General features: G+C 64.6%; 10 protein-coding genes. 2 read left to right on the forward strand and 8 right to left on the reverse strand.

The annotated features are described in order from the left end of the window. Positions 1-65: 65 nt before the first annotated feature. The 6 genes from BSY238_RS14325 to earP form a co-directional block, all read right to left on the reverse strand. Positions 66-1,193, reverse strand: coding sequence for a TRAP transporter substrate-binding protein (locus BSY238_RS14325; RefSeq protein WP_069039736.1), 1,128 nt, complete (start codon positions 1,191-1,193; stop codon positions 66-68). A 180-nt stretch (positions 1,194-1,373) separates the two neighbouring features. After that, complete coding sequence (locus tag BSY238_RS14330) at positions 1,374-2,717, reverse strand: M48 family metalloprotease (RefSeq protein WP_069040712.1); 1,344 nt, start codon at positions 2,715-2,717, stop codon at positions 1,374-1,376. 113 nt (positions 2,718-2,830) lie between these two features. Next, positions 2,831-4,522 carry a single-stranded-DNA-specific exonuclease RecJ gene (recJ, locus tag BSY238_RS14335; RefSeq protein ID WP_069039737.1) on the reverse strand — a complete coding sequence of 564 codons (1,692 nt, stop codon included), beginning with the start codon at positions 4,520-4,522 and terminating at the stop codon, positions 2,831-2,833. Positions 4,523-4,549: 27 nt separating this feature from the next. After that, positions 4,550-5,554: a hypothetical protein gene (locus tag BSY238_RS14340; RefSeq protein WP_069039738.1), complete on the reverse strand. Its 1,005-nt coding sequence runs from the start codon at positions 5,552-5,554 to the stop codon at positions 4,550-4,552. A 323-nt stretch (positions 5,555-5,877) separates the two neighbouring features. Further along, on the reverse strand, positions 5,878-6,435 hold the full coding sequence (gene efp / locus BSY238_RS14345; RefSeq protein WP_069039739.1) for an elongation factor P: 558 nt from the start codon (positions 6,433-6,435) through the stop codon (positions 5,878-5,880). Positions 6,436-6,537: 102 nt separating this feature from the next. Then, complete coding sequence (gene earP, locus BSY238_RS14350) at positions 6,538-7,698, reverse strand: elongation factor P maturation arginine rhamnosyltransferase EarP (protein WP_069039740.1); 1,161 nt, start codon at positions 7,696-7,698, stop codon at positions 6,538-6,540. Between the two features lie 85 nt (positions 7,699-7,783). Here earP and BSY238_RS14355 point away from each other — a divergent pair, with 85 nt between their 5' ends. Both BSY238_RS14355 and BSY238_RS14360 read left to right on the forward strand, forming a co-directional pair. Further along, positions 7,784-8,005, forward strand: a complete 222-nt coding sequence (locus BSY238_RS14355; RefSeq protein WP_069039741.1) for a hypothetical protein — start codon at positions 7,784-7,786, stop codon at positions 8,003-8,005. Positions 8,006-8,081: 76 nt separating this feature from the next. Then, entirely contained in the window at positions 8,082-8,942 is an 861-nt protein-coding gene (locus BSY238_RS14360; protein ID WP_069039742.1) for an HDOD domain-containing protein, read from the forward strand. Between the two features lie 62 nt (positions 8,943-9,004). Here the strand turns inward: BSY238_RS14360 and BSY238_RS14365 are convergent, their stop codons facing one another. Continuing rightward, complete coding sequence (locus BSY238_RS14365; RefSeq protein WP_069039743.1) at positions 9,005-10,108, reverse strand: PEP-CTERM sorting domain-containing protein; 1,104 nt, start codon at positions 10,106-10,108, stop codon at positions 9,005-9,007. A 185-nt stretch (positions 10,109-10,293) separates the two neighbouring features. Next, complete coding sequence (locus BSY238_RS14370; protein WP_069039744.1) at positions 10,294-12,177, reverse strand: ATP-binding cassette domain-containing protein; 1,884 nt, start codon at positions 12,175-12,177, stop codon at positions 10,294-10,296. Between the last annotated feature and the right edge of the window lie 40 nt (positions 12,178-12,217).

Consider the following 12,217-nt stretch of genomic DNA (forward strand, 5'->3'; position numbering starts at 1 on the left):
GATGCCTGCAATGAAAAAACCGGCGCCCCGTCCCGGAGCGCCGGTCTGTCACCTACCGACCGGGCTCAGCCCTTCTTCGAGAAGAAGTGGTCGTAAGCCATGCGGAAATTGACGGTGGTGTCGTTCTGCCAGGCCGCGGCGCGCTTCGCAAACGTGCGCTGCGATTCGAGCACCTTGGCGAACAGCGGATTTTCCGACGCCTTCTTCTCGGTCACCTTGTCCCACGCGGCAAGCTGCGCCTTCAGGATCGGGTCCGGCGTCTTGTAGAACTTCACGCCCTGCTTGTCGCGCATCTCCATGTAGGCCGTGGAATAGCGATCGATCGCCTTCCAGGACATTTCGGCCGAGGCAGCCGGAACGGCCGACGCGATGATGGCGCGCAGGTCGGGTGCCAGGGCATCGAGGCGCTTCTTGTTGAACAGGATTTCGAACTGTTCCGACGCCTGGTGGAAGCTCTGCAGCATGCACACCTTGGCCACGTCGGGGAAGCCGAGCACCTGGTCGCTGGACGCGTTGTTGAATTCGGCCGCGTCGAGCAGGCCGCGGTCCATCGCCGGCACGATTTCGCCGCCGGGCAGTGCATTGACCGACACGCCCATGTCGGTGAACACGTCGATCGACAGACCGACGGTGCGGAACTTCAGGCCCTTCATGTCTTCCGCCTTCGATACCGGCTTCTTGAACCAGCCCAGCGGCTGGGTCGGCATCGGACCATACATGTAGGACACGACGTCCATGTTCAGACTCTTGTAGATCTCTTCCAGCAGCGCCTTGCCGCCACCGAACTCGTGCCACGCGAGAAGCATGTTGGCGTCCATGCCGAAGGCCGGACCGGAGCCCCACAGCGCGAGCGCGGAATTCTTGCCGTACCAGTAGGCGATCACGCCGTGGCCGCCATCGAGCGTGCCCTTGTTGACCGCATCCAGCAAGTCGAACGCCTTCACCACCGAACCGGCGGGCAGTACGTCGATCTTCAGGCGGCCACCCGACATTTCATTGACCAGCTTGGCGTAGTCCTGCGCGAATTCGTGAAAGATGTCTTTCGCCGGCCAGGTGGACTGGAAGCGCAACGTGATAGGCGACTGGGCGACCGAAATGCTCGGGAACGCCACCGCCGCCGTACCGGCTGCGGTGCCGGCGGCTTTGGCCAGGAAGTTTCTGCGGGCTGACTGGGGTTTGTTCTGTTCGGACATGTGGTGCTCTCCTCATCGTCGTTGTTGTGACCGCATCATGCCGTGCGGTGCAATGTTCGCCGTGTGTCGTACAGAGACGACGTGCCGGGATGCTAACCCCGCTTTACCGGCCACGACAAGGCGCACCGCAGCGACGCTGCGCAGGCGGGCGCACCGTATATTTTCTGCCTTACGGTTTCCTTACTTCACCAGACCCCAGTGCTGCAGTCGCTGAAAGGCGAACTGCGCCTGCGCGTCCTTGTTGCCGCTGCGGATGTAGGCGGCGTAGTGCTGGCTGGCGTTGCGCTTGTCCTGCATCGTTTCGTAAGCCACACCCTTCAGGAACAATGTGGACGGGTTGCCCGGCAGGATGCGGTCGTAGGCATTGAACGATGCCAGTGCCTCCTGCGGCTTGTTCAGCGCCAGCCTGGACACGCCGCGCTGGTATATCGCCTGGCCTTCGCCCGGATAAAGCTCTGCTGCGCGCGCGAAGTGACGATCCGCATCGTCGTACTGTTTCTGCGCAATGAGGCATTTGCCCATCAGCACATTGCCGCAGTAGTCGTCCGGTGCCACCTTCAGCGCCTTTGCGAAACTGCCTTCCGCTTCCTCGATCGATTTCTTCGCCATCAGCGATTCGCCGTCCTGCTGCGCCTTGATGGCCGGCGCGATGCGACGCAGTGACGCCGTGTTGTCCATGTAGCGTTCGCGCGACATCTTCCTGTTGCGCAGCGAACCGTAGGTGCCCTGCGCCTCGCGCTCGGCCGTGGCGTAACGCTCGTCGGACATCGGATGCGACGAGAACATGGTCTGCAGCAGACTGGGCTTGGCCTTGTTCTGGCTGCGCAGCATGTCCATCAGATTCACCATGCCGTCCGGGTTGTAGCCGGCCTTGGTCATGTATTCCAGGCCCAGCGCGTCGGCCTGGCGCTCGTCGCTGCGCGAGTAGCCGGCCAGCAGCGCACTGGCGCCGACCTGGGTCGCGATATTGGCCAGCGGTGCGGCGCCGCGGTAGTCGGACATCGCCACTGCGACATTGACCGCCGTCGCGCCGACCTGGGCGATCATCGTGCGACCCGCCTGTTTCGCGCTGTGGCGCGCATTGACGTGACCCGTCTCGTGACCGAGCAGGGCCGCCAGTTCGTCCTCGCTGTCCATGTCCAGCATGATGCCGCGCGTGACCGCCATGCTGCCGCCGGGGAAGGTGTAGGCGTTGATGTAATTGGCGTTCACCACGCGCGCGTTGTAAGGCACCTCGGGCCGGTGGGTCTTGCGCGCCAGCGACAGTTCGAGATCATTTACGTAGCGGTTCAGGGCGTTGTCCTGCACCGCGCCGTAGTCGGCCGAGAACTGCTTCGGCGAGTGCTGGCGGTCGATGCCCAGCTCACCTTCCTCTGACATGCCGACAACGACCTGCTGGCCGGTGATCGGATCGGTCGCACAGCCGGTCAGCTGAGGCAGCGTCACCGCCGCGCCGGCGATGCCGGACAACCAGAGGAAGTCGCGGCGCGACATTTCGCGGCGGAAGTAGCGGTCATGTGACATGTGTTTCGTCCTTTCGATCATCAGTCGGCGTGCCCACCATAACGATTCGATGCAGCGGGACGCTGACGGTACTTCAGAGACAAGATTCAGGGTGCATGGTCAGGCGCTTGCCGTCACAGCGGTTCGGCGTGCTCGACCATCAGCTGTATCCGGCGCACGCCCTGATATTCGTTGATGTCCAGCCGGTAGGCCGCGTTGACACGGGCCGGCAGCGGTTCCGCTCGGTTGAACCAGATGGCGTCGAAACTTGCGCCGTCCTTCACCAGCGCGAGCTTGAGGTGCTTGTCCTTCAGCAGGCGCTGGTTGCGCACTTCGAAGCGGTCGGAAAAAACCGGAGGCGGAAAACCCTGGCCCCATGTTTCAGCTTCGATCAGCGTCGCCGCGTTGAGGTTCATCAGGGACGCTTCCAGCGCACCATCGGTTTCTATGGTGCGGGTCAGCGCGGAAGGTTCCACCATGTCGGCGACCGCCCGTTCGAAGGCGGTTCGAAAGCGGTCGAGGTCGTGTTCGAGCAGCGTCAGGCCAGCCGCCATGGCATGGCCGCCGAAGCGGATGATGAGGCCGGGGTCGCGCTTGGATACCAGATCGAGCGCGTCGCGCAGGTGCAGGCCGGGAATCGAGCGGCCCGAGCCCTTGATTTCACCCTCGTGGCCGCGCGCAAAGGCGATGGTCGGGCGGTGCGCGCGCTCCTTGATGCGCGAGGCGACGATGCCGATGACGCCCTGGTGCCAGTCCGGGTGGAACAACGACAGCGACTTCGACTCGCCGATATCGATGCCGGTCAGTTGCGCCTCGGCGTCTTCCTGCATGCCCTGTTCGATTTCGCGCCGCTCGCGGTTGATCGCGTCGAGCTGCTGCGCCAGACCGAGCGCGCGCGTGAAGTCATCGGTGATCAGGCATTCGATGCCGAGCGACATGTCCGACAGGCGTCCGGCCGCGTTCAGCCGCGGCCCGAGCGCGAAGCCCAGATCGAAGGATTGCGCCTGCGATGGCTCGCGCCCGGCGGCCGCGAACAGCGCGCGCAGCCCGGGCACCATATTGCCGGCGCGGATGCGCTGCATGCCCTGGGTGACCAGAATGCGATTGTTGTGGTCCAGCTTCACTACGTCGGCCACGGTGCCGAGCGCCACCAGATCGAGCAGATTGCCCAGATTCGGCGCCTCACGGCCGTCGAAGGCGCCGCGGCTGCGCAGTTCGGCGCGCAGCGCCAGCATGACGTAGAACATGACGCCGCAGCCGGCGATGGCCTTGCTCGGGAAGTCGCAGCCCGGCTGGTTCGGATTGACGATGACGTCGGCCGCCGGCAGTTCGTCGCCCGGCAGGTGGTGGTCGGTCACCAGTACCGACATGCCCAGCTCATTCGCGCGTGCCACGCCCTCTACGCTGGCGATGCCGTTGTCGACGGTGATCAGCATGTCCGGTTCGGCGTGTGCCGCCAGATCGACGATTTCCGGCGTCAGGCCATAGCCGTATTCGAAGCGGTTCGGCACCAGATAGCTTACGTTGGCACCCATGGCGCGCAGCGCGCGGATGCCGATGGCGCACGCGGTGGCTCCATCGCAGTCATAGTCGGCGACGATCAGCAGGCGGGCGTCGGCTTCGATCGCGTCGGCCAGCATCACGGCCGCGTCGGCCAGCCCGCGCATCGAATCCGGCGGCAGCAGCGCGTTGAGCGAATAGTCGATCTGGCTGCGGTCCTGTACGCCACGCGCGGCGTACAGGCGAGCCAGCAACGGGTGTACGCCCTGCTGGGCGAGCATTTCGCTGCTGCGCAGCGGGACGGGGCGGTTCTTGATGCAGGTCATCGGAATTCCGGTGGCAGGGGCCGCGCGTCAGCGCGACGCAACGACGGAGAAGGGACGGCGCCAGAACTTCATCAGATCGCGCCGGTGCACGGTGACATCGATGCGACCATTGTCGCCGCTCAGTGTCAGGGTGAGTGTCTGCACATCGCCGCGTCTGAGTGCGGCCAATGCCGGCACGATCCACTGTGTGTCGAGTGCGGTAGCAGCCTGCGCCCAGGCTTCTGCATCGAGGTAGAGCGAGGGCGCCAGCGCGCTGTCGAGCACCACGAGATTGTCCGGCAGCAGCGCCACACCGACCTGGGCCGGCAGCGGCGCCGTGCGCACGCCGGCTGCCAGCGCCATGCCGCGCGCCAGCGCATTGTCGGACCACACCTGTATCGGCCTTGCCTGCGCCCGCGCGACTGCCACGCCTGCGCCCCAGAACCACAGACTGTTGATGGCCGGGCGTCCGGATTCTTCACGTGCGGCATTCACCGGATGGCTGTGAAACAGCATCTGCGTCTCGTTCATCCACTGGCGTACCCTGGCACCGTCCGGACCGGACGGCAGGCGCATGTCGATCTTGCGCCCGAGCGCACCACCGGGCGGAGTGGTGTCGACCGAAATGGCCTCATGCAGCGCCAGATGCCCGTGACCGCCGGCGCCCATGTACAGCCAGCCCACATTGGCGAAGTGGGCATTCCACGACGCGCTCAGCGCGGCGGCCTCCTCGGCGTCCGGCGCCACGTCTGGCGCATCGGTCAGCAGCAGGGCGTCGCGCGCGAAGCGCAGATGCACGGCGTCGGCCGCCAGCCACGCCCGGCTGTTTACCGCCTCGCCCTGGCCGGCACGGCGCAGCGCGCCGAACGGTGCCCGCTCGTCGAGCCCGAACAGTGAAGCCAGCAGGTATTCGGCCGCCAGCGCCGGCCGCCGCAGGATGCTGCCGCAACCGGCCAGACGCGACAGCGCCGGCGTCTTCAGCGATTGCAGGGCGGCTGGCTGTTGCGGGGAGGGCGGCCAAAGCAGGCCGGGCAGAACGATGTGCAGGGACATCGCGCAAGTGTACCCCGCCGACCGCCCTGACTTCGCGGCTTGCATGATCCGTTGCAGTGGCCCCGTGAGAGCGGCCCTTGCGGGAGCGGCGGTCTGCGGGAGTGGCGGCCTGTGGGAGCGGTCCCTGTGGGAGCGGCGGCCTCGCCGCGATCAGTGCAGCGATGGTCGATGGTCAGCGTGCGTATCGCGGCGAGGCCGCCGCTCCCACAGGCCGCCGCTCCCACAGGGGAAGCTCCGGCGGTGTGCGGCACCCGGCTCTCGAGTGCACAAAAGAAAAGCCCCGCTCTCGGCGGGGCTTTCCGGTACGGCACGGATGGAACGGCTTACTTCACGCGGTTCTTGTATTCGCCGGTTCGGGTGTCGATTTCGATCTTGTCACCGATTTCGCAGAACAGGGGTACCGAAACTTCGAAGCCGGTGTTGATCTTGGCCGGCTTGAGCACCTTGCCCGAGGTGTCGCCCTTGACGCCCGGTTCGGTGTAGGTGATTTCGCGCACCACGGAGTTCGGCAGTTCGACCGAAATCGCGCGGCCTTCGTAGAACACCACTTCGCAGGCCATGCCGTCTTCGACGTAGTTCAGTGCGTCGCCCATGTTCTCGGCGTCGACTTCGTACTGGTTGTAGTCGCCGTCCATGAAGGTGTACATCGGATCGGCGAAATACGAGTAGGTGACTTCGCGCCGCTCGAGGATGACCACGTCGAACTTGTCATCCGCCTTGTAGACAGTTTCCTGGCCGGAACCGGTCAGCAGGTTCTTCATCTTCAGCTTGACGACAGCCGAATTGCGGCCGGATTTGTTGTAGTCGGCCTTGAGCACGACCATGGCTTCGTTGCCGATTTTCACGACGTTGCCGGCGCGCAGTTCCTGAGCGGTTTTCATGCAGGGTTCGTTCCTGTGGGGAGGGTTGTGATTGAAAGCCGCCGATGTACAGCTCGAACCTTTGCAACCCCTGTTGCAACGCCCGCCGCGGCAAACCCGGCATTATATAGGTGGTTGATTAAACATCACAAGCTGTGTCGCGAGGTCGTCCTGAGCGCCCAGCGTGACCGCCCGCTGACGCGCATGCGACGCCAGTCGCGGCAGGTCGCCGAGCAGTGCGTGCCAGTCATCCACCGGCACCGCAGTCGTGCTGTTCCAGCCGCGATGAAGCGCGCGCAGGCGCGTCGCCACCTCTTCGGGCAGGCCTTCGGCATGGCGATCGAGGAAGGCGTCGAGCTTGGTCAGGTGGGCATCTTCTTCCTGCGGGTAGATGTGCCACAGCATGGGCCGTGCGGCCCACTGGGCGCGCACGAACGAATCTTCGCCACGAACGATGTTCATGTCGCACTGCCAGAGCAGCCGGTCGTAGTCGTCCTGGTCCATGAAGGCGAGCGCGTGCAGCGCAAGCGCACCGCGCTGCACGACGTCCCCGGCGCGCAATGGCCGACCCAGTAGACCGCCTGCCATGCTCAGCGACCGGCCTTCCGGTACCCACAGCTGCACCGGCTGTGCATGCGCAGCCAGTGCATCGATCAGCGTCGCGATCGATGGGCTCTCGTAGCCGAACAGCGAAAGCTGCAGCGCCCCGATATCGACCGCCATGCCGAGTCGCGCCAGATCGCGCTGCTGCCCGGCAGCATCGGCCAGCCAGGCGTCGCGCTGCGCCGGCAGGTCGCGCTCGCGCAGCAGGCCACCGGTGCGCGCGGTGAAACCGGGAAAGAAGAAGTGCTTGGTCAGCCCGCTCGCGGCGTCGTGTGACGGCCGGCCATGGCAGCCCTCGACCCAGGCTTCGGCACTGAGGTACTCAAGATTGATCCAGCGTGGCGGCGGATGTTGCGCCGCCATGGCCATCACGAAAGCCGGCGGCAGGTCGCAGGCGAAGGCTTCGATGACGCAGCTGGCCGGCAGGCAGGGGGTGGCGTCGCTCCACGGCCGCACCTCGACGCGCGGCTCGGAGGCGCCGTGCGGCTTGATGTGCGCCAGCGCATCGAGCACATCGACCCACAGCCTGACATGCCAGCCATGGTCGCGTGCCAGGCAGCGCGCGAGCCGCCAGCACACGCCGATATCACCGAAATTGTCGATGACCCGGCAGAACAGATCGGCGTCAGGCCGGGCCGGCGACGACTTCCGTGATGAATCTTGCGTGACAGGGTGCGACATGCCTTCAAGTCCTGAATCCGGACGTCGTAATGAAAAAAGTATTCGACATCATCCGTCATTCCCTGCCTGCCCAAGGAGTCCTGTCATGCCCATGCAGCGCCCGACGTCCGAAGCACTCGGTTTTCGCCATACCCACCGCGCCCTGCAAGCCGGCGAAGACATTCCGCCGATGCCGAGCCTGCTCGACCAGATCGCCCAGATCAACGCAATGGCGCTGGTTGCCGAGGCAGATGGCGAGGCCGACAATGATGACTGGGCCGGTAACGCAACGATCGACGACGCGGCGATCGACGACGACGAGGACTGAGCCACGCATCGCGGTCACCATTCAGCTGGCGGGCGTCGCGGCCGTAAACGGGTCATCTGAACGAAGGACCTGAATCATGCGCGACGTTTCGATTGCCACCCTTGACGGCTGGGTGGCGTACATGGGGGACAAGCCCCTCCCCGTTCTCGCACGTACCGTGCGCGAACTGGCCGTACTGCGCGAGAAGGAGCACTCGGTCAGCGCGCGCAGCATCGCCCAGGTCGTGCTGCACGACCCACTGATGACGCTGCGGGTGCTCGCCTTCATCGAATCGCGCAACCGTCACAGCCAGCATCACGACATCACGACCATCGAGCGGGCGCTGATGATGATAGGCATTTCGCCCTTCTTCAATCATTTCGACGGCCTGCCCACGCTGGAAGATCATCTGCACGGCCATCCGCAGGCGCTGCTCGGTGTCATGCGCGTGATTGCACGCGCGCGTCGCGCCACCAGCTGGGCACGCGAGTGGGCGCTCATGCGGCACGACATGGATGTGGATGAAATCACCGTCGCCACGCTGCTGCACGACGTCGCGGAAGTGCTGTGCTGGGTGTTTGCGCCCAAGCTGTCGCTCGACCTGCGCGACCTGCTGCGCGCCAACCCGGGCATGCGCACGGCCGCCGCGCAGAAGGCGGTGTTCAACGTCACCGCGCATGAGCTCCAGCTCGCGCTGGTGCGGGCCTGGAAACTGCCGTCGCTGCTGGTCGAACTGATGGACGGCCGCCATGCGGCCACTCCGCGTACCCGCAACGTGTCGCTGGCCATCGATCTGGCGCGCCACAGCGCCAAGGGTTGGGACGATCCTGCGTTGCCGGACGATTTTGCGGCGATCGAGGCCTTGCTGCGCGTCAGCCACGAAACCCTGCTCGGCCGGCTTGGCCTGCCGATGGATGGATCGCCTCCGCCTGGCGCCGCGTCAGACCAACCTGAATGATGTGAAAAAGGACGCTTGAGCGTCCTTTTTCTTGTTTCCGCTGCCGTTTGCTGATGCGCGATTCAGCGCGCACTGGTTTTGCGGCGGATCATGGCCGCGGCAATCAGCCCCAGCGAAGCAAGCGCGATCGTCGAAGGTTCTGGAATCTGTTGATCGCTTCTGAGTTGGGTGCCGATGAACAGTTTTTCAGCACCACCGTTGATTGCGTAGTTCGGGTCGCATTCCGTGCTCTGGCCTTGGGCTGTCCTCGGAAACGACGAGCCATCCGCGTTCGTCTCCGGGCCACAGCCGAGGCGGAAGTCGACATGAATGGCGAAATCGCCGAGATCGACGTTCGGAGTCGCGAGCAGGCCTGCAATCAACGCGTCGAGCTCAGGCATCACCACCGCATAAGCTGCGCGGTCGCCACCGAGGTTGTGCTGGAATCTTTCCGCGTAGGGACCGGAACAACTGACGATCAGGCCCGCGCCGTCGATACAGACGTCGCCGCCTGACTGGACGAAATCTGCAACCTTCGGGGCGTCCCCGCTGCTTGTATACAAAGTCGGATCGCCAAGCACGATGCCGGTGTTGCTTGCACCGGTGAAATCGGGAATCCCGCCATACACTGATGAGCCGTCCTGGTTGAAATCGTTGGTCAGGTCATATCGGCCAAGCAACTGTCCTGAACTGATCTGGGTGACCTCGACGCGCATCCAGGCTGCCAGATTCGGATTCGCGTTCTGACCGCCGGTTTCGTTGTTCGCAAAAAAGAAAATGATGGAATTCGTCAAAAGATCGATTGCGGAATTCATCGCTGCCAGCGAACTGTCCCACCAACCGTCGCGATCCCAGGAACCTGTCCCGTTGGGGTCGGCTTGCGGCCCCGATGTGCGAAAGCCCTCTGTGATGTTGGCAGAAGGCAGATCGAACGCGTCGTCCATGTCCGCTTCCGCATTGTCCAGTTGGGTTGGCGTGCCAAGTCTGACATACAGATCAATTTGACCGAGGCCTGCCAGAACCTGCTTTCCCATGGCCGGAATCGAATACGAGTTCGCGTCGCCGTAAGTCACGTAACCCTGGTTAACAAGGCTAATTGTTGGCGCAGCGTGCACCGCGGCCGCAAAACCTGATGCCAACAAGGCAACCAGCCCGCGCGCAACGGTATTTTTTGTAAGCGTTGTCATGGTGTCTCCCCCGTTATGGAACGGATTTCCGGGAAAAAGTCCCGATTGATGTGCGTTCAGCAAAGCGTGTGCCAATTCGACTAAGCCCATGGCGGCGTTGCTGATTTCTTAAACCGGTGCAGCGCGATCGAACAGCGTTGTCAAAAAATTCGACAGATGCCTCGGGTCGGTACTGCCATGCTGAGTCAGCGCCGGGCTTCCAGCACCTCCCAGCGCACCATCGCCTGATCGATCAGCGTGGCAAGCTCACCCAGGCGCGCCGATACCTTCGCCGCATCGCTGCCCGTGCCGGCCGACAGGCGGTCGGTGAGCGTTGTCTGTTCTGCTTCGAGCGTGGCGATCAGGTCAGGCAGCCCGTCCAGTTCCTTCTGTTCCTTGAAACTGAGTTTCGACTTCGCAGCAGTGGCTGAGGGCTTGTCGCCTTTCGCAGCCGGCGCGCTGGCGACTTTCGCTGCCGCACTGGCGGCCGCCTGCACCGTGGCGCGCTGCGCCACCCAGTCGGTGTAGCCGCCGATGTATTCGCGCCAGCGTCCGTCTCCTTCGTAGGCAACGGTCTGCGTCACCACGGCGTCGAGGAAGGCGCGGTCGTGCGATACCAGCAGCACGGTGCCGTCGTAGTCCTGCAGCAGCTGTTCGAGCAGGTCCAGCGTTTCCATGTCGAGATCGTTGGTCGGTTCGTCGAGCACCAGCACATTGGCCGGGCGGGCGAACAGCCGCGCCAGCAGCAGGCGGTTGCGCTCACCGCCGGACAGCGACTCGACCTTGGCGCGCGCGCGCTGCGGCGGGAACAGGAAGTCGCCCAGGTAGCCGATCACATGCGTGCGCTTGCCGGCGATTTCGACGAAGTCCGAGCCCGGACTGATCACCTCGGCCAGCGTCGCCGAATCGTCGAGCTGGCTGCGGAACTGGTCGAAGTAGGCGACCTCGATGCGCGTGCCGTTGCGCACTACACCGCTGTCGGCCTGCAGCTGACCGAGGATGAGCTTGAGCAGCGTGGTCTTGCCGGCGCCGTTCGGGCCGATGAAGCCGACCTTGTCGCCGCGCACGATGCGCGCCGTGAAGTTGCGCACGACCACCTTGTCACCGAAGCTTTTGCTGACATCTTCCAGTTCGGCCACCAGTTGGCCCGACGCTTCGCCGCGATCGACCTCGAGGCGTGCCCGGCCCATCTGGTCGCGGCGCGCCTCGCGCCGGGCGCGCAGTTCGTCGAGTCGCTTGACGCGGAACTGCGCCCGCGTGCGCCGTGCCTCGACACCCTTGCGTATCCATACCTCTTCCTGCGCCAGCAACTTGTCGGCGCGCGCCGATTCGAGCGCCTCGGCCGACAGTTCGTCGGCCTTGCGCGCCACGTACTCGGCGTAGCGGCCGGGGTAGCTGCGCAGCTGGCCACGGTCCAGTTCGAGGATACGGCTGGCGAAGCTGTCGAGAAAGCGCCGGTCGTGGGTGATCACGAGGCTGGCGCCACGGAAGTCGTTCAGCAGCGCTTCCAGCCAGGCGATGCCGTCGAGGTCGAGGTGGTTGGTCGGCTCGTCGAGCAGCAGCATGTCCGGCTCGGCGACCAGCGCGCGCGCTAGTGCCACGCGCTTCAACATGCCGCCGGACAGCGATTCCACCTTCGCATCGCCCGGCAGCGCCAGCCGCTCGAGCGCCTGTTCGATGCGCTGTTCGAAGCGCCAGGCCTGATGGTGCTCCAGCGCGTCCTGCAGTTCGGACATGCGGTCGAACACGGTTTCGTCGCCGTGCGCCATCGCTTCGGCTACGTCGTGATAATCGATCAGCAGCTGTGCCAGCTCGCCCAGCCCTTGCGCGATCGCGTCGAAGACGCGCGCACCCGGTTCGAACTTCGGCTCCTGCGACACATAGGCCAGCTTCATGCCGGGCTGGCGCCAGAACGTGCCATCGTCGAGCGCGGCGTCGCCGGCGAGAATCTTCAGCAGGCTGGATTTACCGGTGCCGTTGCGCCCGATCAGCGCCAGTCGCTCGCCGGGTTCGACCACCAGCGCGGTGTGGTCAAGCAGCGGCACGTCGCCGAAAGCAAGGCAGGCGTTATCGAGGGTGATCAGTGGCATGGGGAACACGGGAAGTGGAGCGGCGCAGCATTATATCGCC

The organism is Methyloversatilis sp. RAC08, assembly GCF_001713355.1.
Taxonomy (GTDB): domain Bacteria; phylum Pseudomonadota; class Gammaproteobacteria; order Burkholderiales; family Rhodocyclaceae; genus Methyloversatilis.

Bases quoted from the DNA above. Each gene is read 5' to 3' on its own strand.
- BSY238_RS14325 (WP_069039736.1), bottom strand. From the start codon at position 1,193: ATGTCCGAACAGAACAAACCCCAGTCAGCCCGCAGAAACTTCCTGGCC.
- BSY238_RS14330 (WP_069040712.1), bottom strand. From the start codon at position 2,717: ATGTCACATGACCGCTACTTCCGCCGCGAAATGTCGCGCCGCGACTTC.
- recJ (WP_069039737.1), bottom strand. From the start codon at position 4,522: ATGACCTGCATCAAGAACCGCCCCGTCCCGCTGCGCAGCAGCGAAATG.
- BSY238_RS14340 (WP_069039738.1), bottom strand. From the start codon at position 5,554: ATGTCCCTGCACATCGTTCTGCCCGGCCTGCTTTGGCCGCCCTCCCCG.
- efp (WP_069039739.1), bottom strand. From the start codon at position 6,435: ATGAAAACCGCTCAGGAACTGCGCGCCGGCAACGTCGTGAAAATCGGC.
- earP (WP_069039740.1), bottom strand. From the start codon at position 7,698: ATGTCGCACCCTGTCACGCAAGATTCATCACGGAAGTCGTCGCCGGCC.
- BSY238_RS14355 (WP_069039741.1), top strand. From the start codon at position 7,784: ATGCCCATGCAGCGCCCGACGTCCGAAGCACTCGGTTTTCGCCATACC.
- BSY238_RS14360 (WP_069039742.1), top strand. From the start codon at position 8,082: ATGCGCGACGTTTCGATTGCCACCCTTGACGGCTGGGTGGCGTACATG.
- BSY238_RS14365 (WP_069039743.1), bottom strand. From the start codon at position 10,108: ATGACAACGCTTACAAAAAATACCGTTGCGCGCGGGCTGGTTGCCTTG.
- BSY238_RS14370 (WP_069039744.1), bottom strand. From the start codon at position 12,177: ATGCCACTGATCACCCTCGATAACGCCTGCCTTGCTTTCGGCGACGTG.